Below are 24,825 nucleotides of genomic sequence, written 5' to 3'. Positions count from 1 at the left end.
GTCAATCACCTATATCGTGGGTCTATTCATTATAAGAGGCACACCATGAGTGAAGCTCAGACCATTTCAGCTGACACCGCCAAGACTGCTCAAATTCCGGTTACAGTGTTGACCGGATATCTTGGCGCAGGCAAGACAACGTTGCTCAATCGCATTCTGAGCGAGAACCACGGCAAGCGTTATGCAGTCATCGTCAATGAATTTGGTGAAATCGGAATTGATAACGATCTGATCGTCGAATCCGATGAAGAAATCTACGAAATGAACAATGGCTGTATTTGTTGTACAGTCCGGGGCGATTTGATCCGCGTTGTTGAAGGTCTTATGCGACGCCCCGGTAGATTCGATGCAATTATCGTTGAGACGACGGGCTTGGCCGATCCGGTTCCGGTTGCTCAGACATTCTTCATGGATGAGGATGTGCGCAACAAAACCGCGCTTGATGCTGTTGTTGCCCTCGTTGACGCCAAGCATCTTCCACTGCGTCTGAAAGACAGTCGGGAAGCCGAAGACCAGATAGCATTTGCCGATGTCGTTTTGCTAAATAAGACGGATTTGGTAACCTCGGAAGAGCTGGCAACAGTTGAAGCCACCATACGCGCCATAAACCCGCATGCAATCGTTCATCGCACGGAACGCGCCGATATTGATCTTGCAAAAGTTTTGGATCGTGGGGCATTTGACCTGACGCGTGCATTGGAAAGCGATCCGCATTTTCTCGACCATGACCATCCCGACCATGCTTGTGGCCCGGACTGTGATCACGATCATACACATCATCATCACGACCACGACCACACGCATCATCACCATCATGATCATGCCTCGCCCATCCATGATGTTACCGTGCAGTCAGTTTCTCTGCGCACAGGGGAGTTGGTTGCCGACAAGTTCTTCCCTTGGATCCAAAAGATAACCCAGGAGCAAGGCCCGAATATTTTGCGCCTGAAAGGCATTTTGGCGTTCAAGGACGATCACGAACGCTATGTTATCCAAGGCGTTCACATGATTATCGAGGGCGATCATCAGCGTGCCTGGAAAGATGGTGAAAAACACGACAGCCGTCTCGTCTTCATTGGGCGCGAACTCGACCAAGCCGCGCTAAAATCCGGCCTTGAAGGCTGCCTTGCCTGATGCCAACCATAGCTCCACTGGATTTGGTCGGGCATTGTATTGACGCGCGTTTCATTCAAGAAATTCCCTTCTTTGCTTTGGCAGATGGAACCATCCATCGTCTCGACAATGGCCATAAAGTAGCAGAAGCCCATGATGGGCTTTTATGTGCAATTCCATCCAGCGATGGTAAGGCTCTACTTACGGGCGGTGAAGATGGTCGAGTCTGTTTAACCGGCTTAAACGGCGTATCGAAAGAATTGAGCAATCTGCCCCGCAAATGGTTGACAGCTCTTGCTGCCGCGCCTGGTGGTGCAATCGCTTTTGCATCTGGCCGCAGCGCATGGGTTCGATCTGCTGATGGCACTCTCAAAGAGTTGCCGCATGAACGCAGTGTCGAAGGTTTAGCCTTTGCTCCAAAGGGCCTTCGCTTGGCGGTTGCACGTTATAATGGTGTGACCTTGCATTGGCCTGCTACCAACAGTACACCTACAGAGCTGGAGTGGAAGGGTGCGCACGTGATGGTGATGTTCTCACCGGATAATCGCTTTCTTGTTACCTCCATGCAGGAGAACGCATTGCACGGCTGGCGCCTTGATGACAATCGCCATATGCGTATGACGGGCTATCCGAACAAGGTGAAAAGCTGGTCATGGAGCCCGAAGGGCAAATGGTTGGCGACATCCGGTGCACCAGCAGCAATTGTCTGGCCATTTTCGGGCAAGGATGGTCCCATGGGCAAGGGACCACTGGAACTTGGTACACGCGGTGACAGTCTTGTCACTTCCGTTGCATGCCATCCTGTGGAGGAAATTGTCGCGATCGGTTATTCTGACGGCATGATCCTTGTTGGCCGCTTTGGTGATCAGAAAGAAGTACTTCTGCGACGCCAAGGCAACGGCGCCATTTCAGCTATGAGTTGGGACGCCCTTGGGCATCGGCTGGTTTTTGGGAGCGAGGCGGGCGACTGTGGTGTGATAGATATCACTGGATAACCAGTGGCAGCTTGGCCCGAAACAAAAGCAAGGATTGATTTGTTCCTTGTTTGTTCTATTGTTGCCGAATGCAGTATGTTTTCGATTTCGGAACTCCGAGTCCTCTCGTTGTCATCCATGATCGCTTGAAGGCGCATTATGGCACTCCAGCCCTTGGGCCAAGGTTCACACCTGTCAGTATGCTGGTCATGGCAATGCTGGGGAGCCGGACACGCGACAACGTGTCATTAGAAGCTTTTCAGAATCTTCGTACCAGATTTAAAAAATGGGAAGCTGTCGCTGCGGCCTCACCCGAACAGGTCAACGATTGCATTTATCGGATCACCTTTTCAAAAACTTATCGCATTTTTATTCCAGAAGCCTTGCAAGCAATTATCTTGCGATATGGAGAACTCAGTCTCGACAAGCTTTTCTATATGCCGGTCGAGCAGGCTTTACGCTCGCTGCAACAGCTTCGTGGCGTCGGCCCCAAGATAAGCGCCTGTACTGTCAATTTCAGTACACTGCAGATGCGTGCACTGGTGATTGATACGCATTATCTTCGTTTTGCCGTGCGCTTTCAGCTGATCCGACATCGTCTCCACTATGATGGCGCGATACGAGCCATTCAACGGCTTGTTCCCGATTCCTGGTCGGCATTGGATTCAGAAGAACATCATGTCCTTGTAAAGCGATTGGCACAGGAATTTTGTGTGGCGGGAACACCACGCTGTTCTAGATGCCCTCTGCGAGAAATTTGTGTATATGGTCAATACTTGGACCAATTGAGCTCGACAGATTGGTCTAGCCGTCCATCAACGGGGATGAACCTGCGTCCGATCCTGCCCTGATTATTACGTCATTGCTTTCTGGTGTTTCCATGAAAGCCAGTCTTTTTCGGTTATTCTGCTTGTTATGGGTAATCTTTTTTGGTTGCGGGGAAGCGCAACACTCGGCCCCTGCGAAACGGAGCCCAAAATGCGAAAACCTCCGCAGCCGAAGCTTTGGAGGTTTCGCAGGAATCGGTGGTTGCGGGGGCACGCAACACCCGATTCCTGCGATTGGTTGAGAGACCTATTCCAAGGTTAGCAGCTTAGCTTTTCCCAGTGGAAACTAAGATCATCGACTTTGTCCCGTCAGCCGCTTTGTTCAATCCCGTCATGGCGGCTTATAGACAGCACCTCATCGAAGGACCAGCACGGCGCGTCTTCGCCAAGAGTTCGATGAGGTATCTGCCATCGAGCGGAAACTCGGCAGGTCCGGTCGTAAATGCGTAGGCTGAGGCAATAATCTGCACTTTGGCCAGGAGGCAGAACAAATCGATCTGGCGTCCCGTGTACACGAAGGGGAGTCAGCGGGTCTTCATATCCCTTCCCTCCGCTGTTAGAGCCAGATCAGCTTGGGCTTCGGGTAGACCGTCATCGTGTCAGCCTTGCTGCACGTCTTGCCCCTATAGGTCGTGCCCTCTGATACCGGCTTGCCTGCGTCAGTTAGGCAAACAGCGCTCAGATCATAGGCGGATGAACGAACGGTGCTTGCCGTTGTCCTGCTATCGGCTGTGGTGCAGCCTGACGCGGTAAGAACGGCGGCGGCCACAATAGCGTAAGATTTCATTCGTGGAGACCTTAATATAGCTGTTGGAATGATCGATACTTAGCAAATTGCCGCGCAAAACATCAACCGCCTAACTCGCCCTTCCAACTTGGCGAAGGCGGGAATAACTGCAAACTAGGCTGGCGTTCGCTATATTGCGGCTTCTTGGCGTACGCAGCAAAGCGGAATAGCACGTTTGACAGCGTGAGCATCATTGCAGCGCCTCCCCGATTCCAGATGCCGCGATGGACGTGCCTGCACCACACCTCGCATGACCAGAAAGGCGTTTGCCAATCAAAGTGAGGTATTGAAACAGAATCCGATTGTGTCGGCGCGCCAAGCCCACTGACGCAATGGCCATTAGCCTCGTTAGATGATCATCTTGCTAGTCATCGTTGCGGTTTCAGCATCTGACCTTTCGCTTTGCGAAATCCCTTGTCGGTCGCCATGAAGCGCTGAAGCATCGGCGCGATCAGCTTGACGGGCTCGGGTGCGTCATGCCCGCCTTCATGCCCGATTGCGTCGGCATAGGCCTGTAAGTCCTTGAACACGGGAGACGGCAGCTCAACAGTGAGCTTGACCGGCTTGTCGTCGGGGACGGCAGATAGCTTGAGCTTGGTCATGAGCGCTCCTTGGCAGCCCCGTAGGGCTGCATCACCAAATCCCGGTTCACGATGATCCGGACCGGGAAGCCTGGCCGAATCGTCAATGTCGGCTGGATGTTGAGCTGGCGACGCACAATCTGCTGTCCAACGTCGGAAGCGGTGTCCTGGGCGCTCTCGCGGATCGCCTTGGCGATCTCGCTCTCATTATCGCTCGAGCCAATCTCGGTGCCGACGCCGAGCAGCGTCGAAAGCAGAGCCGCCTTGAATATCTGGCCCCAATGGTAGTCGACACCGTCCTCCAGGCCGGAATAACCTTGGGTGTCGGCGCCCTGGAGCCGCTCCAGGACGATGGAGGAACCGTCGGGCATGATGATGCGGTTCCAGACGAGCAACACGCGCGACTGCCCGAAGGCGACCTGGCTGTCGTACTGGCCGATCAGACGTGCGCCCTGTGGGATGAGCAGATGGGAGCCTGTCGGTGAATCGTAGACATGCTCCGTGACCTGGGCAGTGATCTGGCCCGGGAGATCGGACTTGATGCCGGTGATGAGCGCGGCGGCAATGACCGTGCCGGCCTGCACGACATAGGGCGACGCCTTTTCTTGCACGCGATCCGAGCTAACGGTACGGCGATCGGTGGCGGCATTGACGAAGGCGAGCTTACGATCCTGCATGTTCTGCGCCGAACCGGGATCAAGCGGCGGGGGCTCGGCCGGCAGCGTCAGACCGGTCGCCGGATCGATCGTGCCGGGCCTCACGGGCTGGGCATCGGGCGTCCGCTCGCCGCGACTGCTGGTGAACAATGCCGCGACGCGGGCCGCCTCGATCTCGGCAAGTCGGCGCTGCTCTTCCGGATCGGCGCGCGGCGCCTGGATGTTCGGGGCGACGACGGGCCTGCCTTCCTCCTGCGCTCTGAGGATCGGCCGGCCGAGATCTCCCGGCAGCGCGGGACCGAGTTTCGGGATGCCGGTATAGTCCTTCGGCAGGCTGGCAAGCCCATCGGCGGGAGTGCGGTTGTCGGTGCTATAGAGCTCGGTCGAAGGCTGGTTGCCGCGACGATTCGCGTCGAGCGCCCAGACAAGCGCGCCGAGGATGGCGACGGCGCTGACGCCGCTTAAGCCCATCAGCACCTTGCGCGACAGCCGCGTGACCTTCGGTGCTTCGGGCCGCAGGCGAAGCTCGGCCTTGATGTCCGGCCCCCCAGTCATCGAAACAGCCCCGCACTGCGCGTCGGCCGGCCGTCGGTCCGGACGATGCGGACCCGCTTCGCGGAATTCTTGTCGCCGAGGCGCAGCTCGGCGGCGGCGAAGAGGCGATCGACGACATAGTAGTTCTGGCGGGCGCGGTAGTTGACGAGCTCGGAATCGCCAGCGGAGCCGATGACGAAGAGCGGTGGCATCTCGCCCTGGCCGATGCCGGAGGGGAACTCGATATAAACCTTGGAACCGTCGTCGAAGGCGCGTAGCGGTCGCCAGGGCGCGCTGTCGCCCTCGATGCGATAGCGGAAGTTCAACTTCGAGATGTCGACGCCTGTGGCGACCGGCTCGATCTCGGCGGCTCTCGCGTTCTGACGGCGCAGCGCGATCAACTGATCCTGCGGATACTGCCAGGAGACCGAGGCCATATAGGTCTTCTCGGTCGATCGCAGCTCCATGTGATAGGTGCGCAGGTTAGTGTTGATGACGAGGTTGGTCTGAAGGTCGGGTCGCGTCGGCTTGACTAGGATATGGACCTGCTTGCGGTCGCCGGCGCCGCTCTCGGTGTCGCCGACGATCCAGCGCACGGTGTCGCCAGCGGCGACCGGGCCGGAGCCGACTAGCTGCTCGCCGGGTTGGAGCGCGATGTCGGTGACCTGTCCCGGCGCGGCGTAGACCTGATAGAGCGCACCGGCCGAGAACGGGTAGACCTGCACGGCGTTGATGAAGCCGTTGCGAACGGGCTGTATGCGGGCGGCCTCGTTGGCCTGCGCGATGCGGGCCTTCGGATCGGCGGGCTCGGGCTTGGTCTTGCTGCCGTCGACGGGCTTCAACTGGCCGGGCAGCGGCAGGGGCTTGGGGAGTTCGACCACCTTCACGGGACCGACCGGATCGGCGGTCAGGACCGCAGGAGCGGCATCGTCATAGTCGATCTCGGGCGGCGTGTATTTTCCGGCGCAGCCCGCGAGCGCGGTGGCCGACAGCATGATGACGATCAACGCGGACGAGCAATGCCCGTGCCGCCATGCCCAGTTGTTCTTCATTGCCCCCTTCATGACCCCAACTCCTTCGACCAGTTGATTGCGTTGACGTAGACACCGAGCGGATTGGCCCGGAGCTTCTCGGGCGTTCGCGGCGGCTGGATCACCACGGTCAGGATCGCGGTCCAGCGCTCGGTGCCGGCGATCTGGCCGTTCTCGTAGCGGCGCTCGGTCCAGGCAATGCGGAACGAGTCCGGCGAAGCGCGGATCACGCTGGATATCTCGACAGCGGCTTGGCTCTTACCGACCTTGGTGAAGGGGTCGTTCGACCTCGCGTAATCGTTGAGGGCGATGGCACCGCGATCGGTGGTGTATTCGTAGGCGCGCAGCCAGTTCTGCCGCACGATGACCGGATCGGCGGGGATGCTCCTGACCTGCTCGACGAATCTGGCGAGGTGCCAGGCAATCTGCGGATCGGTGGGCCGATAGTCGGCGACGGCCGAGGCCACGGCCTGCGCCTCGCCGAAGCGGTCGATCTGGACCACCCAGGGCACAACTGTGCCTTGGGTCGATTGCCAGACGAGCGCGGTGGCGAAGCCGCCGGCGAGCGCCAGCGACCCGAAGGCCATCAGCCGCCAGTTCTTCGCCTGCACCCGGGCCGAGCCGATGCGCTCGTCCCAGGTCTGCGCAGCCTTCTGGTATGGGGTTTCCGGTTCGGGCGTGCGCGCATAGCGCACGGAAGGACGTTTGAAGAGATTCATCTGCGATCATCCTGATTGAGAGAAACGGACATGGAGCCGCCGCCGTGGTCGCCTGAGCGGATGGCGTGAGCGGCCGCCGTCATGCCGTGGCTGACGGCTTGGCCCCGCTTCATGCGGCTGGCCCAGGCCGGCGGTGCGGAAGATGAGGAAGCGACACTGGACGCCGCTGCGCTGCCGCCAGCAGTGTCGGCGTGGGCGGGACTGACCTCGTTCTTGCCACCGGTCGCCTTCCATGCGGCGGCCTGTCCGGCGCGGTAGCTGGAGTGGAGAGACTGGGAGGCGCGGGAGGAGACCTCCTTGCCCTTGTTGACGGCAAGGCCGGCGCCGGCCTGGGCTATAGCCGCGAAGCCGGCCGCGGCCCCACCGGTCCCGGTCGACCCCACGGAAGCGTCGCCGAGACCGTAGGCCGTGCGGACACCGCCTGCGAGCGCAGCTCCGCCGCGCACTGAGCCGCCGGCAGCGCTTGCCGCCGCGCCCAGTCCAGCCTTTGCGCCCATGTAACCGGCAGCGCTCAAGCCGGCGACGCCAAGGCCGGTACCGACGGCAGCGCCCGCGCCGAGCTGCGGCGCACCGGAGACGAGGCCGGTCGCGATGCCGGGGCCGAAGATCGACAACCCCATCAACGACAATGCACCGAGAACGAGAGCGAGCGCATCGGTGATGGTTGGCGTCGCAGAGAAGCTGTTCTTGAACTCGTCGAAGAGGCCGGAGCCGATGCCGACGATGACGGCGAGCACCAGGATCTTGACGCCGGAGGCGACGATGTTGCCGAGCACTTTTTCGGCGAGGAAGGCTGTCTTGTTGAACAGGGCGAAGGGAATGAGGATGAAGCCGGCGAGCGTCGTCAGCTTGAACTCGATTAGCGTGACGAAGATTTGCACCGCGAGGATGAAGAAGGCGACGAGAACGATCAGCCAGGCGATCATGAGCACCATGATCTGCACGAAGTTCTCGAAGAAGGAGATGTAGCCCATCAGCTCGCCGGCGGCCTTGAGGATTGGATCACCGGCGTCGATGCCGACCTGGGCGACGCGGCCGGGCTGAAGCAGCTCGGAGGCCGAGAGCGACGAACCTCCCGCCTTCAGGCCGAGCCCGCTGAAGGACTTGAAGACGATGCCGGCGAGATTGTTGAAGTTGCCGATAATGAAGGCGAAGAAGCCGATATAGAGGGTCTTCTTCACCAGGCGATGCAGCACGTCCTCGTCGGCGCCCCAGGCCCAGAACAGGCCGGCGAGCGTGATGTCGATGACGATCAGGGTCGAGGTGAGGAAGGCGACCTCGCCGCCGAGCAGGCCGAATCCGGAATCGATGTAGGAGGTGAAGGTCGCCAGGAAGCGATCGATGACGCCCGTGTTATTCACCGTCCGGCTCCTCATCAATGGCCGCCTCGGAACCGGCGCCGGCTTCCGGTGGAAGTCGGCGTGCATCCGGTTCACCCGGAGGGGTGTGGTCATCGCTGGCTGGAACCGGATCGGCCGGCCGCGCCTTGCCAAACCGTTCCGGCTTTGGCGCAGGCGGCCGCTCCGGCCTTTCGCCGCCGAAGAATCGGCGCCGGTTCTCGGCCCATGCCTTGCGGCAGGCGGCATCCTGGGCGGCGGACAGGCCGAGATCGCGGCAGCGGGCGAGTTCGCCGCGGCCAAGCGGGGCATTGGCAGGCTCGCCGCCCGGATGATGGAGGCTTTGGGCGGGGGCATCCTCCGTACCATTCTCTGGTCCGTCTCCGCGCAACGCCATGACGGCGGCAGTCATGGCGGCGCCAACAGCGAGAACGGCAACCATCCGGGCGGCGATCTTCAAGTCCATGATCGGTCGCCTCAGTCGTTAAACATCTTGACGGTGGACGGGCTGTAGCCGGTGCCGGTCATGAAGCGGCTGAACTGCTCGCGGGCCTGCTCCTGCGCGGCAGCCCGGCGCGACTGCTCCAGCGCCTCGGCGCGGCCCTGCGCGGCCAGCATGGCCGTGAGGTCGGCCATCTGCCGTGCCTGCACCGCGAGAAGCTCGTTGCCGGCTTGGGTCGCCTGCAGCACGCCGACGGCCGATTTCGAGGCGCCGACCAGCGAACTCGCTTGCGAGCGTGTGCCTTCGATGTTGGTGACGGCGGTGGCGCCGGCCTTCAGCGAATGCTCATAGGCCGAGAGTGATTGCTGCCAGCGCTGGCGGGCTCCCTCGACGAGCTGCGCGCCGGTCTTGTCGCCGGCAAAATCCTGATAAGTCGAGGCGAACTGCTGCTCGATGTCCTGGACGCTGTAGGCGAGCTTCTGGGCCTCGCTCATCAGGCTCTTCATCTCGGAGAAGTTGCCCTCGATCTCAGACAGCATCGAGGTCGGCAGGCTGGCCAGGTTCTTTGCTTGGTTGATCAGCATCTGCGCCTCGTTGGCGAGCGAGGTAATCTGGTGGTTGATCTGCTCCAGCGTGCGTGCGGCGGTGAGGACGTTCTGGATGTAGTTGGTCGGGTCGTAGACGATGCGCCACGCCGAGGCTGGCGCGGACGACAGTGCAACGCCGATCGCTATGGTGCTGGCGATGAGCACGTCGCGCAGGCGGGCATGCGGAATTTTGCGGTTCATGACGAAACCTCCTCTTCGGGTGACGGGTCTGTGATGCCGGAGACCTCCGCAGCTGCTGGCGCGGACTGGTCGATGACATTGGCGAGGTCGGGAATGAGGTCGGCGGCCCAGGCGAGGTCGTTGGCGTGCAGCCAGGCCTCAAGGAAGTAGGGTCGCCCGCCCTCGCGGATGAGCTCGTCGATCAGCGCATGCGCAGCCTTGTCGGAGGCCGCGCAGAACGCGAGCGCGACATGGCCCATGCCGAGCTCAAACAGCCGGTTGCCGCGCCGGGACTGGCAGTAATAGTCGCGCTTGGGCGTCGCCCGCGCGACGATCTCGATCTGGCGATCGTTGAGCCCGAACTGGCGATAGACGGCAGCTATCTGCGGCTCAATCGCACGCTCATTGGCGAGGAAGATGCGAGTCGGGCAGCTTTCGACCAGCACGGGCGCAATCGACGAGGCCTCGATGTCGGCAAGCGACTGCGAGGAAAAGACGACGCTGACATTCTTCTTGCGCAGCGTCTTCAGCCATTCCTTGATCTTGCCGGCGAAGTCGCCGTCATCGAGCGCGCGCCAGCCCTCATCGATGATGAGCAGCGTGGGGCGGCCGTCGAAGCGGGCCTCGATGCGGTGGAAGAGATAGGCGAGCACGGCGGGAGCCGCTTTGGTGCCGACCAGTCCCTCGGTCTCGAAGGCTTGCACGGACGCTTCGCCGAGCCGCTCGGCCTCGGCATCGAGGAGCCGGCCATGCGCGCCGCCGATGCAGTAAGGGCGCAGCGCCTGCTTCAGGGCCGAGGATTGCAGCAGCACCGTCAGGCCGGTGATGGTGCGCTCCTCGACCGGAGCGGAGGCGAGCGAGGTCAGCGCCGACCAGATATGCTCCTTCACCTCCGGCGTGATGGCAATGCCCTCGCGGGTCAGCAGGTCGACCAGCCAGTCGGCCGCCCACGCCCGTTCGGGCGTGTGGTGGATGCCGGCGAGCGGTTGGAGAGAGACGGAAGCATCCTCGGAGAGCGTACCGCCGAGATCCTGCCAGTCGCCGCCCATCGCCAGGGTGGAGGCGCGGATCGAGCCGCCGAAGTCGAAGACGAAGACCTGGGAGTTGGGATAGCGGCGGAACTGCAGCGCCATCAGCGCCAGCAGGACGCTCTTGCCGGCGCCGGTCGGGCCGACCAGCATGAGATGGCCGACATCGCCGACATGCAGCGCGAAGCGGAACGGCGTCGCTCCTTCGGTCTTGGCATAGAAGAGCGGCGGCGCATCGAAATGCTCGTCCTGCGCCGGCCCAGCCCAAACGGCCGAGAGCGGGATCATATGCGCCAGGTTGAGCGTGCTGATGGGAGGCTGACGAACATTGGCGTAGACCTGCCCGGGAATGCTGCCGAGCCAGGCTTCGATCGCGTTGACGCCCTCGACGATGCAGGTAAAGTCGCGTGACTGGATGACCTTCTCGACCAGCCGCAATTTCTCGTCGGCGATGGAAGGATCGGCGTCCCAGACGGTCACGGTCGCGGTGACATAGGTTTCGCCGACCTGATCGGAGCCGAGATCCTGAAGTGCGGCGTCCGCATCGGCCGCCTTGTTGGCGGCATCCGAATCCACGAGCACGGATTGCTCGTTGGTGAGCACTTCCTTGAGGATCGCGGCGATCGACTTGCGCTTGGCGAACCATTGCCGTCTGATCTTGGTGACCAAGCGCGTCGCGTCGGTTTTGTCGAGCATGATCGCCCTGGTCGACCAGCGATACAAAAACGCCAGGTGATTGAGATCGTCGAGGACCCCAGGGAACGTCGTCGTCGGGAAGCCGATGACGGTGAGCGTGCGCAGATGGAAGTCGCCAAGGCGCGGTTCAAGGCCGCCGGCGAGCGGCTGGTCGGCGAGCAGCGCGTCCAGATGCATCGGTGTTTCCGGCACGCGCACCCGATGACGCGACACCGAAATCGTTGAATGCAGGTAGGTCAGCGTCTCGGCATCGTCGAGCCAGTCGGCCTCGGGCACGAAGCCTTCGACCAGGTTGAGGACGCGGTCAGTGCGGTCGACGAAACCCTTCAGCAGTTCCCAGGCATCAACGCCGGTTCTGTCACGTCCCTCGTAGAGCCAGCTCTCCATGCGTGAGGCTTCCTCGGCCGGCGGCAGCCAGACGAAGGTGAGGAAGTAGCTCGACTCGAAGAGGACTCCGCTATCCTCGAACTGCTCGCGGCGCTCGATGTCGAGCAGCGCGGAGGCCGAGTCCGGAAAGCGGCTTTCGGGATAGTCGGTGGCGGGATTGCGCTGCGCCTCGACGAAGATCGCCCAGCCGGAGCCGAGACGGCGCAACGCATTGTTGAGCCGGCCGGTGGTGCCAACCAACTCGGCCGGCGTCGCGCTGTCGAGATCGGGACCGCGGAAGCGCGCGGTGCGCTGGAACGAACCGTCCTTGTTGAGCACCACACCGGGTGCGACGAGCGCCGCCCAGGGCAGGAAGTCGGCGAGGCCGGAGGAGCGCTTGCGATATTCTGAGAGGTTCAGCATGGAGACCTCACACGCCCATATGCGCGGGATAGCGCAGGTGCCGGCGCACCACGTCGACGAACTGCGCATCACGTTTGGCTGCCCAGACGGAAGCGAAATGTCCGATCGCCCAGATGGCGAGGCCGGCAATCCAGAGACGCAGGCCGAGGCCGACTGCACCGGCCAGCGTCCCGTTGAGGATGGCGACCGAGCGTGGCGCGCCGCCAAGCAGGATCGGCTCGGTCAGCGCGCGATGCACCGGTGTGAAGAAGCCGCGGACCTCATCCTCCATCAGACAAGCGCCCCGCCGCCGAAAGAGAAGAAGGACAGGAAGAAGGAGCTGGCCGCGAACGCTATCGACAGGCCGAACACGATCTGGATCAGCTTGCGAAAGCCGCCGCTCGTGTCCCCGAAAGCGAGCGCCAGGCCGGTGGCTATGATGATGATCACAGCGACGATCTTGGCGACCGGTCCCTCGATGGATTCGAGGATCTTCTGAAGCGGCTCTTCCCAGGGCATGGAAGAGCCCGAGGCATGGGCGGGCGTAGCCACCAGCATGGCGACGGTCGCGAGAGCGGTCGCATGGACAAGGCCATCGCGGGCGTGGCGGACGGCGAACAGAACAGACGGCTTCATTGCTGATCTCCTTTCGAGAGAGGCTGCTGTTGGGATGGGAGAGATGCGTTGAGGGTGTGGTAGTCGCCGGTAGCGTTATCGAGCCCGTCGACGAGGGCGATCTCGGCGAGACGGCGCGCGGAGCCACGACCGGAGAGCACGGCGATCAGATCAATGGTGTCGGCGATGAGAGCGCGTGGGACCGTCACGACGGCTTCCTGCACGAGCTGCTCGAGGCGGCGCAGCGCGCCAATCGCCGTGTTGCCGTGGATGGTGCCGATGCCGCCGGGGTGGCCGGTTCCCCAGGCTTTCAGGAGGTCGAGGGCCTCGGCGCCGCGCACCTCGCCGACCGGGATGCGGTCGGGTCGCAGGCGCAGCGACGACTTCACGAGGTCGGAGAGCGAGGCGACGCCGTCCTTGGTGCGCAGCGCCACGAGATTGGGCGCGGCGCATCGCAGCTCGCGCGTATCCTCGATCAACACGACGCGATCCGAGGTTTTCGCGACCTCGGCGAGCAATGCGTTGGTGAGCGTGGTCTTGCCGGTCGAGGTGCCGCCGGCGACAAGGATGTTCTTCCGTTTCTCGACCGCAAGGCGCAGCACGTCGGCTTGGGGCTCAGTCATGATGCCGGCGGCGACATAGTCGGCGAGCGTGAACACGGCGACGGCCGGCTTGCGGATAGCGAAGGTGGCGGCCATGACGACGGGCGGCAACAGGCCCTCGAAGCGTTCACCCGTCTCCGGCAGCTCGGCCGAGACGCGGGGACTGCCTGGGTGCACCTCGGCACCGACATGATGGGCGACGAGCCTGACGATGCGTTCGCCGTCGGCCGGGATCAGGATATTGTCGGTGGCGACCAGGCCTTCACGCAGGCGGTCGACCCAGAGCCGGCCATCCGGGTTCAGCATCACCTCGACGATCGAAGGGTCTTCGAGGTAAGCCGCGATCGCAGGGCCAAGCGCCGTGCGCAACATCCTCGCGCCACGCGATACCGCTTCCCTGTTCCGATTTTGAGCTTCCACGAAGACCCCCGATCTGCCATCCGCGAGACGGATGGATGGCAACGGGACAATCAAGAAAGGCACAAATTACGTTGCCGCAACACTATTCTTCAGCGTTTCGTAGCCGCTCGTAGACGAGCGAAAAAATACTTGCGGCTCGCGGCGGGGCGTTTGTCGGATAGTCAGTGGTGATCGTCAGTGGACCCGAATCGATGTGATGCGGATGCGAGCAAGGGCTGTCGGTTATCCTGCCGCGGCTTCTTGCGTTGTCGTTGTTCTAAACAGCCTGTAGGCTGATTCTTGCGCATCGTATATCAGGCTATAGGCTTATTTTTTGGGTTCTATTTCATGCTATAAACTGATATTTAGCGGCTTAAAATCAGACTATGAGCTGATTCCGAGAGGCAGGATAATATGAAAAGCGAAGCGCGCAAGAGAGCCCGCACAAGGCTCGACGAAAGGCTCGACGGGCTGCGGCCGACCGAGCGCCTTAAGGCCCCGCCGAAAGGGTGGGTGCGGGCGCTGCGCGATGCGCTCGGCATGACCAGGGCGCAGCTCGGTGCCAGAATGGGCATTCGTTCGCAGACCGTCGAGACGATCGAGAAGTCGGAGGCGGCAGGCACGATCCAGTTGAATACGCTGCGTCGCGCGGCGGAAGCGCTCGACTGCACACTCGTCTATGCGCTCGTCCCCAACACATCGCTCGAGGCGATGGTCAATGCCCGCGCGCGCAAGATTGCGATGCGCGAGCTGCAGCGCGTCGCGCATACAATGCGGCTGGAAGCACAAGGCACGGACGATGCCGATCTCGAGGCCCGCATCCAGGCCTATATCCGCGACAGGCTCTCCGAGCGCGATCTCTGGAACGAGACATGACCGATCTCTTCCAGGAGCCGGAGGATGCGACGCCGCTCGAGCCACAGGAGCGTGAGGGCCTGCTGCAGAGCTGGATCACGCACAGGAAAGACCTCAACGAGGCCGAGCAGGAAAACATCGTTGAAGGAGCCGCCTGGGCGCGCAGGCTCAGGCGACTGCCGCTCGACAGGCTGCTCAGCGTCGACTTCACGCAGACCTTGCACAAGCGGATGTTTGGGGATGTCTGGCAATGGGCCGGCACGTTCCGGACGACGGAGCGCAATATCGGCATTCAGGCCTATCGCATTGCGATGGAGCTTGCGGCGCTGCTGGGCGATGTCCGGTTCTGGATCGAGCATGAGACCTACCCGCGCGACGAAATCGCGATCCGGTTTCATCACCGCCTCGTCGCGACTCATCCTTTCCCTAACGGCAATGGACGCCATGCGCGCCTGGCGGCCGATCTGCTCGTCGAGCAGCTCGGCGGCGAGCCTTTCTCTTGGGGCGGCGGTAGCCTGGCCGATGTCGGAGAATTGCGGGCGCGCTATGTCGCTGCATTAAAAGCCGCGGACGATCACGATATCGGCCTGCTACTCGAATTTGCGCGAAGCTGAGACCAACCCGCGATCACCTTCGCGGCCTAAGCGCGTCGATGAAAGACCTGCGGGCGGGGTTGGTATTGTCCGGGCGCCAACAGGCGATATAGCCAAGCCGTGTCGCGCCGTTACCGTTGTGGACCGGACGGAAGACTACGCCAAGACTGGTGAGGCCCACAGCGGATTCACACTGGAGCGCGACACCCTGGCCGGCGGCGACCTCGGCCAGAATGCTCTCGCGGCTCAGATGGCGGGTATCGATGTCGGGATGGTCGGAAGGCGCGGCCAGATTGTGCAGCAGGATATTGCGGATATCCAGCCCGGGCTCGTGACGGCTGATCAGGAAGCGCTCGCCCTTCAACTCCGGCCAGTAGATGAACGGCCTGTCGGCCAGCCGATGAGTTTCGGGAAGCGCGACGACGAGATGTTCTGACCAAAGCGCAACCGAATCCAGTACCTCGCATTTGCCGGCATCGCCGAGAATGATGGCGACGTCGATCGCTCCAGACAGCACGGCGGCGGTCAGTTCGATAAAAGGCGTCTCGATCAATTCCACCTCGATGTCCGGATAACGTTCACGGAAATAGGCAAGGGCGGCGCGGAAGCCACCTGCGGAAAGTGATTTGTAGAAGCCGACCACGACACGCCCCAGCTTGCCGGCGCCGCGCGCCTTCGCCCGTTCGGTGAGGCGATGGACATCCTCGATGATGCGACGTGCGCCGATGGCGAATTCCTCGCCGGCCGGCGTCAGCCGCGCACCGGCTGTGGTGCGGTCGAACAATTGGATGCCGAGCTCCTGCTCGACCTGCTTGATGCGCTTGCTGACGATCGGCTGGCGAACGTTGAACTCATGCGCGGCCGCGCTGAAGCTGCCGTTGCGGGCGCTGGCGACGATAAAGCGGAGATGGCGCAGGTCCAATTGTTCCTTCCTTTCCGCGCCGGCTCTTTCACGGTCGGCTGGGTGCCGGGTTCGATGATATCGTTTCGCGGGCTCCCTGGTCCTTGATCGAGACGGGTGTGCGGCCGGTTGCTATTTCGCGAGCTCGGTGCTCCTGTCCATGGCGGCGGTAAATCCGTTGAGCGAGACCTTGAAGGTCGGCACTTCGGAGCCGCCTGCGACGTTCGTCGCTGTTATGATCAGGCTGGTGCCCTTCTTCATCGCGTCGGTGGCAATGGTCGGGAACGAGACGGGAACGATGCAGCCCTGCGGATAGCAGGTGGAGAAGCGCACACCCTGACCGAGATTCTGCTCGTCGATCTTCAGCTTCACGCCGTCGTCGAGCTTGAGACCGAACGGCATCAGAAGGATGCCGTCGGTCTTGCCATCCTTCGGGCTTTGCAATTCGACGGCGAACAGACGCTGGCCGGTCTGCTTGTCGCCCTGCGCCTGGCTCATCACGCAGATCTTGCGGCCATCAGCGATCGAGCAAGCGACGGACCAATCGCCATAGGTCTCGTTGATCGAGTTTGCACCGTTCGGAAGCGAGACGGTCGCCGCGGCGCGATCTCCCTTCGCGGCGGGCTTGTCCTGTGCAGAGGCCGGCATCGCGCCCAATACGAGGACTGCTGCGAGCGGTAGAAGAATGCTTGGGATATTTGAGGAAACTTCAAGGGACATAAGATGTTGCTTTCGTTGGAGATTAATCAGGGCTTGAAGGGGATGACGGCTTCCGCCGACCCAGCGGCCCGGTCATGCGTGACAGGATGCCGTCCCGGAACATCATCCTATGGACGAAGACCATAACGATGTGACCGGCCATGAACGCAGCGAGCGTCCAGGCGAAGATGCCGTGGCTAGCGTTGCCGAGGGCCACCATCCACTCGATACGTTTGCCCGTCGCCGGGATGACCGGAAAGCCCCAAGGGCTCCAGCCGTGGCCGTCCCCATAGATGCGCAAGAGCCCGACTGTAGGAACCGTGAACATCGTGAGGTAGAGCGCCACATGACCGGCAGCGGCGACGCGACCGGGCCAGCCGCGAGCATGGGATGGGCGCCGACGCCGGTTGGCGAACGTCCAGAGCGTTCTCGCCACGACAAGCAGGAATGTCAGGAGGCCGACTGTGCCATGGTTGGGTCCATACCAGGTGATGGTCTTGATGATCTCCAGGGGGCCGAAGACCCGGTAGGACAGGATCACGCCGAACTGCCATAGCAGCAAATAGGCCATGCCCCAATGCAGGATGCGGGTGATCAGCCCGAAGCGCGTAGTGCTGTCGAACCAGATTCGTGTCGCAGGCTCATTGGGCTTGGTTCCCATAGTCTCACCGCACGCTGAACCGGACTGGAGCGATGACCGTCTTATTCACGCCTGGCGGCGGCTGCGGCACCGGAGACGCCCGTCGCACGAGAGCGATGACCTCAGCGTCGAGTTCCGGGAAGCCGGAGGAACGCGCCAGCGAGGCCGAGAGCACGTTGCCGGCATCGTCGATGCGGAACCGCACATAGGCGACGCCGGTCTCCCCGCGCGAGCGCGCGCCGGAGGGGTACTTCTTGCGCCGCTCCAGATGCGACATCAGCCGGGACTGCCATTTGGCTGGCGACATCGACGAACCGCTGCCGCTCGACGACGCGCTTGCGGCATTGCGGCTGCTTTCCCTGACCTGGGCCTGCGCCTGGTCGGCCTGCCGCGACACCGGCGCCGGCTTCTTGCGCTTCGGCCTTTCGGCCTTCTTGCGCGGCTTTTCCTTCTCGACCTCCTTCTTTTCAGGCGGCTTCGGCCGGAACACCGGGACCGGGACCTCGACCTTGTCGAGCTGGGCGAGGATCTGCTCCTCGACCGGATCGGCATCCTCGACCTTTTCGTCAGGTTTGACCTCGGCCGTTTCCTCCGGCTTCTCGATCTCTTCCGGCGTCTCTTCCTCCGCCGTCTCCGTCGGCTCGGGCGTGACCTCCGGCGTGGGGTCCTTCACCGGCTCGACGGTCTGGCTCTGCACATTCTCCGAGACGGTCTGGTCGGGCGCGACATTGGTGTCTTCCGTCTCGACAGCTTCCGGCGTCGGCGCGAGCTCGATCATGATCGCCGGAGGCGGCGAGTCCGCCATGACGGTCGGCGGCTCCTGCAGCGCCCAGGCCACCGCGCCGACATGGGCGCAGATTGCGACCAGGCTGGCGCCGGTCCAGAGCGCGATCTCGCCGATGCGCCAGCGGCCGCGCAACTCGTGCTCGATCACGCTCATGGCGCACTGCCAGGATCGGACGTGACCGGCTTCACGCCGGCATCGTCAGTTCCGACGATGGGCTGCGGCAGGGTTTCCAGGCCGACCAGCGCGATCTTGAGATAGCCGGCGTCGCGTAGCAGGTTCATGACATTCATGAACTCGCCGTAGTCGACGCCCTTGTCGGCGCGCAGGAAGCTGCGCGTGTCCTTGTTGGCTTCGCTGCGCCGATCGAGCTCGGCCGCAAGCGCCTCGCGCGCGACCGGATCGTTGCCGAGGCTGAGCGTCAGGTCGGTCTTCAGCGTGAGATAGAGCGGCTTGTCGGGCTTCTCCTGCGGCTTTGCTGTCGAGGCCGGCAGATCGACATTGATGTCGACGGTCGCCAAGGGAGCGGCCACCATGAAGATGATCAGCAGCACCAGCATCACGTCGATGAAGGGCGTAACGTTGATCTCGTGGTTCTCCTCGAGATCGTCGCCGCCTGCACGCTCGCGTATTCCTCCGGCCATGCTGCTTACTCCGCCGCCAGCGCCGGCGCAGGCGATGAGGCCGTATTGCCGGGCACTTTGCGGAAGTCGAGATCGCGGCTGACCAGCCGTTCGACGCCGACGGCAGCATCGGCAAGCAATTGCCGATAGCCGGTAATGGAACGGGCGAAGACGTTGTAGATCACGACGGCCGGGATCGCGGCAACGAGGCCCAGCGCCGTCGCCAGCAGCGCCTCGGCGATGCCCGGCGCCACGACGGCGAGATTGGTGGTCTGCGCTTCCGAGATGCCGATGAAGGAATTCATGATGCCCCAGACCGTGCCGAACAGGCCGACGAAAGGCGCGGTTGAGCCGATCGTGGCGAGCACGCCGGTGCCCTTCGACATGCGCCTTCCGGCATAGGCCTCGATCCGGCCGAGTGCCGCCGAGACGCGCTCCTTCACGCCCGCGCCACCGGCATGGTCGATGGCGGAATCGGACAGATCGACCTCTTCCTTCGCCGCCTTGAGCATCAGGGATGCCGGCCCGCCGCGGCCGTTGACCCGCTGCACGGCCTCGTGGAGCGTCTTCGAGGCGCGGATCGCGGCGAGTGTGCGATTGGCCCGCGCGCGGGCGCCCATGAGCTCCAGCGACTTCGCCAGCCACACCGTCCAGGTGACAAGCGAAGCGAAGGCGAGGCCGATCATCACCGCCTTCACGACGAGGTCGGCCGCCATGAACATGCCCCAGGGCGACAGGTCGTGAGGCACGTCGGCTCGCCGCTCCCCCGGCGTCAACATGTGCGAAATTGCTCCTGCGGGATCGTCCAGCAGAGATGGCGTATCAACTGGCAGCGTCGCGTCAGGGAGTTGTTTCGCACCGGTCTCCGGCAAGACGTCATTTTGACGGTTTCCAACTGAACCGGCGTCGCCGTTCCCCTCGGCAGGCTCGCCGCTTAACTGCTGGTCTGGTATCATCCGGTCGGCGGGCACAAGCTGTGTCGAGGTAACGCCTTTGATCGAGGTTTCGGCCTGACCCGCGCCGATCGGCGGCGTGCCGGCGGCGGCTGTAGCCCGGTCCTCGACTTCCATATCGGTGTCCGTGACAACGCCTGTCTCTGGAGCCGTATTCCGGGTCTCTCCCAATGCCCCGTTCGGCCGCAGTTCGCCGGCATGGCTGGTGGAGGAGGGATCGCCTGTTGCGGCGACCTCAGCATCCGTCAGCTCAGTTGAACCGGCTTTGCTCTGAGCGAGTGACGCCGCACGAGCGCTGAATTCTGCCCCCGGTTTGGGATCATGGGCTTGCGCAGGCAAGCATAGCCAAGCCGCAGCAGCCACCAAGATGCTCAAGATAGTCATCAGGCGAAAGCGGTAAGTGAATGTCCAATTCGCCTGATCTAGTGCATTCATACCAAAGGCCCTCTCTGTTCAGAGTTGGGGCCTGCCTACATGGTGCATGCTTCGGGCCCCTGAAACTTGACGTTTCAGGGAAAGCAATCTCGCAAAAGGCATGCTCTCAGCGCAGGATGATAATGCCACCAGGAAGTTGGGTCATATTCGCTTTAGCGGCCGCGGCGAGTGAACGAATGGCCCCCTCCGGGTCGTCGAGACGATAGTTGCCGCTGACAATCGTCTGCCCAATTTGCGCATCAGCAAGTATTATATGACCTCGATAGTATCGCTGCAGTCTCGCGATTACTTGGGAGAAGGGCTGATCATAAAAGCTCATTCGACCTTGCAGCCAGGCGAATTCCGTTGCGGTATCGACACTCGTTACGCGAGAAAGCCGGTGTTCGGTCGCGGTCACGATCTGCCCCGGTTCGAGATCCACCGAGTCACGGCTATCCGATAGAAGCGTCACTCCAACACGTCCATGCTCAAGCACGACCAATTCCGATGAACTCTCCATCCGCACCGAAAACGCGGTTCCTTTCGCCTCAACACGTGTAAACGCCGAGGTAACCTGAAACGGATGGTCAGGGTCGCGGATCACATTGAAGTACGCCTCACCTTGAAGCAACGTGACGTTCCGCCGGCTGCCGTCGAAATCGATCGACGCGGCAGAGTCGGTATTGAGGATCATTGTGGAGCCGTCGGGCAGCGTAACAGTTGTCTGCTTTCCGGTTTCAGAAATATAATCGGCTCGCCACTGCAACATAAGCATGGGCAGTTGGTGAACGAAAATCAACACGATGAGCATGGCCGCCAACCCAGCGACACCAACCGTCCAGCGCCCCTGGAAAGACTGCTTTTCCCCTCGCGAGAGGATGGAACCCCCAGGTCTCTTCAGTTGGCGACCGACTCTCTTCGCTGCTCCTTCGAGTTCGCTCGAACCCCAGATAGCCTGGAGCTTCCGGAATTCAACAGAATGACGGGGATCGGCTGCAAGCCAAGCCTCGAATTCTCCAACGACCGCGGGATCCCTCCCGCCGGTCTGCAATCGCGCAAACCATTCGAGGGCCTCGTCGGCTATTGGATCGGGATGCGTATAGATATCTTGTGGTGCATCCTCATCGGATGATTTTCGTCCCACTCAGGCCATCCAATCTGTTCGGCTTCGAGCCCTATAATACTTGGGACGTTTCAACGGCTGCAATCTCGCATAGGTTCAGCGCCGCCTGGAACGAAAAATCGTCCTGACGGCGCATTAGAATGTGTCTTCCTTGGGAATTTACATAGATCGCCCGAGATCAGCAACCGTCGGGACTCACGTCTGGTTGGGCTCGTCGACGGCCTCCCGGAGGTGTCCCATCGCGAGTTTCAGATCAGTGAAGACGGTACGTGGAGAAATCTGAAGCTCTTCTGCAATTCGGGGGTATGGCCACCCCTCTATCCGGCTGAGCACAAAGACCTTCCGCGTCCGCTCGGGCAAGGCCGCAAGCGCCTTTTCGAAACGCTCCATGCTGTCCTTCGCGATTACCGTGGCCTCTGCGGAAGGTATATCTGCGGGAACGCCTTCGATCTCATTTTCAGTGAGATCCTGTCGTTCTACTCTTTCGCGTGTCTTGCGCCGGCGCATGTGATCAAATGCGAGGTTGCGAACGGTGCAGTTCAAAAATGCCTCGATCTGTTCGATGGCGCCCTTTTCGATCGTTTTTCGGGCCCGAAGATATGCCTCTTGCGCCAGGTCCTCGGCAGTATTCGGATCGCGGACGATACGCATTACGCTCCAAATCATCGACCGCCGATGCTTGAGAAAAACGCCGTTCAAACTCGCCACTGACATCAGCCTGTCCCATTCGACCTCGCGCCTCTTGGTCTCGCTCGCCACTACGCCGTGGGTCCGTCAAAACCTTGGCTGGCTACATACGCTGTGGCTTGCTGTGGCAGACTGGCTTGGCGATCGTTCACCGAGACGCGAGTTGATATCCATTTTCGCCACCGCCGCGCCCGGCGAGGACGCCGTTTCGATAGACAAGATCGAAATCGCCTGCAATGACAATGATTTAGAACTACTCTAAGAACGTATCCCTCCAGGTAAGGGTCCTGGAGAAATGATGAGTAGAAAGGTCATGTTTAGTGCTTGATTTTGTTGACGCGTGGAGAAGGTGTCCGGTCGCGGCTGCACCGACACGCTGCTCCATTCGCGGCTGCATTTTTTTAAGTTGTGTTGCGCATTAGAAACACATTGCGCCGATCAGCCGTCATTTCGTGCAAATCTTGATAGTGGCACGCAGTTGATTAAACCGGAATCTGGAACGCGCCGTTTTCGACCAGCGCAGCTTTCATTTCGGAGATCAAGGGCCGGCAGGCTTCCGGCACCGGGGTTCGATGGCCTCGCGGACGCCGAAGCGGCAAAACCTCTCCGCACAAAAACAACGCACTGCCCTTGAAAATCCAGTGTTCGTTTCGTCTCCCCAAAGAGAACGATACGGGTCGGGAGACTATGGATGGCTCGCTGCAGATGGCTGCCGTGTCCAGCAGAAGACAGCACATCGCACGAGTCGCGCTTGGCATCTCGCGTTGCGAGTCGCAGGGCATCTTTCGTGCCCTTCACCAGTATAGCAGCCATCGGATGGCTCATCGACTGCGCCCTCTATCTTTGGTTGACGCTGGAAGCCCATCTACCACCGTTTACGGCAAATCTCGTCAGTTCTGCGATAGCCTCCGCGCTTGTATTCAGTGCAGCCCGTCAAGCTCTTTTCCAAAAGGCCCCTCGATGGGGGGGAACACGCCTCCTCGCCTATGTGGCGTACACTCTTCTCGTGATCGTCGCCGCCTCGGTATTGATCCAAGCGCTCAGTCCCCGGCTATCCACTCTCCTATCGTCGTTCCTGTCTTCGACGAACGACGGCGCAGCAATTCTGCTGTCAAAGATCTTCGTGACGCCACCCCAACTACTGCTAAATTTCTTTGTCGCGCGAAAACTTAGCGAAGCCACTCTTTCCGTGGGGCGATCAGCCAATGACTGATCGGATCCTGCTCTTCATTCCTTGCTTCAACTGCGAAAAACAAGTCGTAAGGGTTGTTCGCCAGGCAGCTCTGGAGCATTGCCCGGGGTTGGCGGAAATCCTCGTCGTCGACAATCAGGTCGCAAGACCGCACTCCTTACCATGCGTTGGAAGCACTGTCGGACATCCAGAACGTGCCTTGGGTGGTATGCCGGAACAGAGCGAACTACGGCCTCGGCGGGTCTCACAAAATCGCGTTCCGCTATGCCGCAAGTAATTCCTTTAGTCACGTCATCGTCCTTCATGGCGACGATCAGGCGCTGTTGACGGATCTGACAAAGCCGCTGGAGCAGGGCTTACATCGCGCGAATGCCAGTCTCCAATGAAAGAACACAAGGGGCAAAACACCTCCGTTGGTGGGCTTTTCCTCGGGTTCGGTTGGTTTTTGACCGGCATTCGCGCCGGATCGGCAAACTTTCTCTTTCCGCCGGGCAGACCGCGTTTGGCTGTCCTTCGGTTCTTGAACCAGTCTCCAATGCGTGACCCTGAAACCTGCGTCACGGTGCCGAGCTGATATGCCCGTTCCATGAGCTGGATATCCGGTCCCCAGCCCTTGAGCAGGCGTTTGTAGGCACCGATGTCGTCTTCCATTTGGCGGCAATATCCAGTCTTGCCGAATGCCAATCGGATCCGAGCGAGGCGATATCTGTAAATGTTGGCGGCACCGCCAACGTGCTCGAGATGGCCAGGCGATGCGGTGTCAGAAGAGTCGTGTTTGCGAGCACTTCGGCCGTGTATGAAAATAATACGCGCTTTCCGTGCAAAGAATCAGATCCCGTTGCACCGAGTCTGATCTATCCTATGTCCAAGCATCAGGCAGAGTTATTGTGCCACTCGTACAAAGAGAATTATGATCTCGATGTAGTCATCACGAGATACTACAATGTCTATGGTCCGCACCAGAACATGGTGAGAAAATCGCCGCCATTCGTCGGCTACGTCATCCGAGAACTCATGGCCGGTCGCCCTCCGCTGTTGCATGCAAACGGGACACAGCAGCGAGACTACGTCTATCTCGATGATGTTATTGCGATCAATCTCGCATGCCTTGAGCGACCCGAAGCGTCCGGCGAGATCTTCAACGTGGCCTCGGGACGGGCCTCCTCGGTAAACGAGATGTATCGGCTTATCACCGACTTGCTCGATGCACGCATCGTCGCGGAGTTTCGGCCGTCATCCTCATTCTGGGATGCCTACCCTAGCCTCTTTGCAGGTCCCTACCCGCTAAAGCGCGAGATGGTCGAGGCCGAGGTGGAGAAATTCACTCTTGGGAGCACCGAGCATGCTGCCAGTCGCCTCGGGTGGTCGGCAGAGATTGACCTGCGCGAAGGGCTTGCAGCCACGATCGACTATGTGAAGCAAATCGTGGAGCCGCAATCATGAAGGCGGCTCCGGAGATCGGCGGCGCGTTGGTGGACTTGACGG

The 24,825-nt window shown here is 61.1% G+C and carries 29 protein-coding genes; 8 read left to right on the top strand and 21 right to left on the bottom strand.

Annotated features, from left to right (window positions below; translation table 11 throughout):
- Window positions 1-45: 45 nt before the first annotated feature.
- The 3 genes from ACYJL1_RS06155 (at window position 46) to ACYJL1_RS06145 (ending at window position 2,938) form a co-directional block, all read left to right on the top strand.
- Window positions 46-1,134 (top strand): CobW family GTP-binding protein, encoded by a 1,089-nt coding sequence (locus tag ACYJL1_RS06155; protein ID WP_460897509.1) that lies wholly within the window; start codon window positions 46-48, stop codon window positions 1,132-1,134.
- Window positions 1,134-2,108 (top strand): WD40 repeat domain-containing protein, encoded by a 975-nt coding sequence (locus ACYJL1_RS06150; RefSeq protein ID WP_460897508.1) that lies wholly within the window; start codon window positions 1,134-1,136, stop codon window positions 2,106-2,108. Before ACYJL1_RS06155 ends, ACYJL1_RS06150 begins: the two co-directional genes overlap by 1 nt.
- 68 nt (window positions 2,109-2,176) lie before the next feature.
- On the top strand, window positions 2,177-2,938 hold the full coding sequence (locus ACYJL1_RS06145; protein WP_460897507.1) for an endonuclease III domain-containing protein: 762 nt from the start codon (window positions 2,177-2,179) through the stop codon (window positions 2,936-2,938).
- Window positions 2,939-3,470: 532 nt separating this feature from the next.
- On the opposite strand, the gene ACYJL1_RS06140 is transcribed toward ACYJL1_RS06145, so the two are convergent.
- From ACYJL1_RS06140 to trbB, 12 genes are all read right to left on the bottom strand, one after another.
- Entirely contained in the window at window positions 3,471-3,701 is a 231-nt protein-coding gene (locus tag ACYJL1_RS06140; protein ID WP_460897506.1) for a hypothetical protein, read from the bottom strand.
- Window positions 3,702-4,069: 368 nt separating this feature from the next.
- On the bottom strand, window positions 4,070-4,303 hold the full coding sequence (locus tag ACYJL1_RS06135; protein WP_460897505.1) for a DUF2274 domain-containing protein: 234 nt from the start codon (window positions 4,301-4,303) through the stop codon (window positions 4,070-4,072).
- On the bottom strand, window positions 4,300-5,493 hold the full coding sequence (locus ACYJL1_RS06130; protein ID WP_460897504.1) for a TraB/TrbI/VirB10 family type IV secretion system protein: 1,194 nt from the start codon (window positions 5,491-5,493) through the stop codon (window positions 4,300-4,302). Before ACYJL1_RS06130 ends, ACYJL1_RS06135 begins: the two co-directional genes overlap by 4 nt.
- Window positions 5,490-6,467 carry a P-type conjugative transfer protein TrbG gene (trbG, locus tag ACYJL1_RS06125; protein WP_460897952.1) on the bottom strand — a complete coding sequence of 326 codons (978 nt, stop codon included), beginning with the start codon at window positions 6,465-6,467 and terminating at the stop codon, window positions 5,490-5,492. Before trbG ends, ACYJL1_RS06130 begins: the two co-directional genes overlap by 4 nt.
- 65 nt (window positions 6,468-6,532) lie before the next feature.
- Window positions 6,533-7,222, bottom strand: a complete 690-nt coding sequence (trbF, locus tag ACYJL1_RS06120) for a conjugal transfer protein TrbF (RefSeq protein WP_460897503.1) — start codon at window positions 7,220-7,222, stop codon at window positions 6,533-6,535.
- The gene (trbL, locus tag ACYJL1_RS06115) at window positions 7,219-8,583 is read right to left on the bottom strand and encodes a P-type conjugative transfer protein TrbL (RefSeq protein ID WP_460897502.1); all 1,365 of its coding nucleotides are present in this window, start codon (window positions 8,581-8,583) and stop codon (window positions 7,219-7,221) included. The genes trbF and trbL overlap by 4 nt, the downstream gene beginning before the upstream one ends.
- The gene (gene trbK-alt / locus ACYJL1_RS06110; RefSeq protein ID WP_460897501.1) at window positions 8,576-9,025 is read right to left on the bottom strand and encodes a putative entry exclusion protein TrbK-alt; all 450 of its coding nucleotides are present in this window, start codon (window positions 9,023-9,025) and stop codon (window positions 8,576-8,578) included. The genes trbL and trbK-alt overlap by 8 nt, the downstream gene beginning before the upstream one ends.
- An 11-nt stretch (window positions 9,026-9,036) precedes the next feature.
- On the bottom strand, window positions 9,037-9,789 hold the full coding sequence (trbJ, locus tag ACYJL1_RS06105; RefSeq protein ID WP_460897500.1) for a P-type conjugative transfer protein TrbJ: 753 nt from the start codon (window positions 9,787-9,789) through the stop codon (window positions 9,037-9,039).
- Window positions 9,786-12,281, bottom strand: coding sequence for a conjugal transfer protein TrbE (trbE, locus tag ACYJL1_RS06100; protein ID WP_460897499.1), 2,496 nt, complete (start codon window positions 12,279-12,281; stop codon window positions 9,786-9,788). The genes trbJ and trbE overlap by 4 nt, the downstream gene beginning before the upstream one ends.
- A gap of 7 nt (window positions 12,282-12,288) precedes the next feature.
- Window positions 12,289-12,552 (bottom strand): VirB3 family type IV secretion system protein, encoded by a 264-nt coding sequence (locus ACYJL1_RS06095; RefSeq protein WP_460897498.1) that lies wholly within the window; start codon window positions 12,550-12,552, stop codon window positions 12,289-12,291.
- A complete protein-coding gene (locus ACYJL1_RS06090) occupies window positions 12,552-12,818 on the bottom strand; it encodes a TrbC/VirB2 family type IV secretion system protein (RefSeq protein WP_434058027.1) in 267 nt (88 codons plus the stop codon). The genes ACYJL1_RS06095 and ACYJL1_RS06090 overlap by 1 nt, the downstream gene beginning before the upstream one ends.
- A 74-nt stretch (window positions 12,819-12,892) precedes the next feature.
- Window positions 12,893-13,849: a P-type conjugative transfer ATPase TrbB gene (gene trbB / locus ACYJL1_RS06085; RefSeq protein ID WP_460897497.1), complete on the bottom strand. Its 957-nt coding sequence runs from the start codon at window positions 13,847-13,849 to the stop codon at window positions 12,893-12,895.
- 441 nt (window positions 13,850-14,290) lie between these two features.
- Between trbB and ACYJL1_RS06080 the strand changes: the two genes are divergently transcribed.
- Window positions 14,291-14,752: a mobile mystery protein A gene (locus ACYJL1_RS06080; protein WP_460897496.1), complete on the top strand. Its 462-nt coding sequence runs from the start codon at window positions 14,291-14,293 to the stop codon at window positions 14,750-14,752.
- Window positions 14,749-15,345 carry a mobile mystery protein B gene (locus ACYJL1_RS06075; RefSeq protein WP_460897495.1) on the top strand — a complete coding sequence of 199 codons (597 nt, stop codon included), beginning with the start codon at window positions 14,749-14,751 and terminating at the stop codon, window positions 15,343-15,345. The genes ACYJL1_RS06080 and ACYJL1_RS06075 overlap by 4 nt, the downstream gene beginning before the upstream one ends.
- Before the next feature lie 13 nt (window positions 15,346-15,358).
- Here ACYJL1_RS06075 and ACYJL1_RS06070 read toward each other — a convergent pair whose 3' ends face one another.
- The 8 genes from ACYJL1_RS06070 to ACYJL1_RS06035 all read right to left on the bottom strand — a co-directional run bounded on the left by ACYJL1_RS06070 (window position 15,359) and on the right by ACYJL1_RS06035 (window position 22,112).
- Window positions 15,359-16,246, bottom strand: coding sequence for a LysR family transcriptional regulator (locus tag ACYJL1_RS06070; protein WP_460897494.1), 888 nt, complete (start codon window positions 16,244-16,246; stop codon window positions 15,359-15,361).
- Window positions 16,247-16,357: 111 nt separating this feature from the next.
- Entirely contained in the window at window positions 16,358-16,945 is a 588-nt protein-coding gene (locus tag ACYJL1_RS06065) for an invasion associated locus B family protein (protein ID WP_460897493.1), read from the bottom strand.
- A 22-nt stretch (window positions 16,946-16,967) separates the two neighbouring features.
- Complete coding sequence (locus tag ACYJL1_RS06060) at window positions 16,968-17,585, bottom strand: cytochrome b (RefSeq protein ID WP_460897492.1); 618 nt, start codon at window positions 17,583-17,585, stop codon at window positions 16,968-16,970.
- Window positions 17,586-17,589: 4 nt separating this feature from the next.
- A complete protein-coding gene (locus tag ACYJL1_RS06055) occupies window positions 17,590-18,504 on the bottom strand; it encodes an energy transducer TonB family protein (protein WP_460897491.1) in 915 nt (304 codons plus the stop codon).
- Window positions 18,501-18,992, bottom strand: coding sequence for a TonB system transport protein ExbD (gene exbD / locus ACYJL1_RS06050; RefSeq protein WP_460897490.1), 492 nt, complete (start codon window positions 18,990-18,992; stop codon window positions 18,501-18,503). The genes ACYJL1_RS06055 and exbD overlap by 4 nt, the downstream gene beginning before the upstream one ends.
- Before the next feature lie 5 nt (window positions 18,993-18,997).
- Window positions 18,998-20,041 carry a tonB-system energizer ExbB gene (gene exbB / locus ACYJL1_RS06045; protein ID WP_460897489.1) on the bottom strand — a complete coding sequence of 348 codons (1,044 nt, stop codon included), beginning with the start codon at window positions 20,039-20,041 and terminating at the stop codon, window positions 18,998-19,000.
- Window positions 20,042-20,465: 424 nt separating this feature from the next.
- The gene (locus ACYJL1_RS06040) at window positions 20,466-21,482 is read right to left on the bottom strand and encodes a FecR family protein (protein WP_460897488.1); all 1,017 of its coding nucleotides are present in this window, start codon (window positions 21,480-21,482) and stop codon (window positions 20,466-20,468) included.
- A gap of 174 nt (window positions 21,483-21,656) precedes the next feature.
- Window positions 21,657-22,112: an RNA polymerase sigma factor gene (locus ACYJL1_RS06035; RefSeq protein WP_460897487.1), complete on the bottom strand. Its 456-nt coding sequence runs from the start codon at window positions 22,110-22,112 to the stop codon at window positions 21,657-21,659.
- A 28-nt stretch (window positions 22,113-22,140) separates the two neighbouring features.
- On the opposite strand from ACYJL1_RS06035, the gene ACYJL1_RS06030 reads away from it, so the two are divergent.
- Entirely contained in the window at window positions 22,141-22,410 is a 270-nt protein-coding gene (locus tag ACYJL1_RS06030; RefSeq protein WP_460897486.1) for a hypothetical protein, read from the top strand.
- 489 nt (window positions 22,411-22,899) lie between these two features.
- Window positions 22,900-23,361 (top strand): GtrA family protein, encoded by a 462-nt coding sequence (locus ACYJL1_RS06025; RefSeq protein WP_460897485.1) that lies wholly within the window; start codon window positions 22,900-22,902, stop codon window positions 23,359-23,361.
- A 270-nt stretch (window positions 23,362-23,631) separates the two neighbouring features.
- On the opposite strand, the gene ACYJL1_RS06020 is transcribed toward ACYJL1_RS06025, so the two are convergent.
- Window positions 23,632-23,991 carry a hypothetical protein gene (locus ACYJL1_RS06020; protein WP_460897484.1) on the bottom strand — a complete coding sequence of 120 codons (360 nt, stop codon included), beginning with the start codon at window positions 23,989-23,991 and terminating at the stop codon, window positions 23,632-23,634.
- On the opposite strand from ACYJL1_RS06020, the gene ACYJL1_RS06015 reads away from it, so the two are divergent.
- Window positions 23,893-24,783, top strand: coding sequence for an NAD-dependent epimerase/dehydratase family protein (locus ACYJL1_RS06015; RefSeq protein ID WP_460897951.1), 891 nt, complete (start codon window positions 23,893-23,895; stop codon window positions 24,781-24,783). The genes ACYJL1_RS06020 and ACYJL1_RS06015 overlap by 99 nt on opposite strands.
- The last annotated feature ends 42 nt before the right edge of the window (window positions 24,784-24,825 follow it).

The organism is Phyllobacterium sp. K27 (genome assembly GCF_054796155.1).
This window is presented reverse-complemented; position numbering and strand designations above follow the sequence as displayed.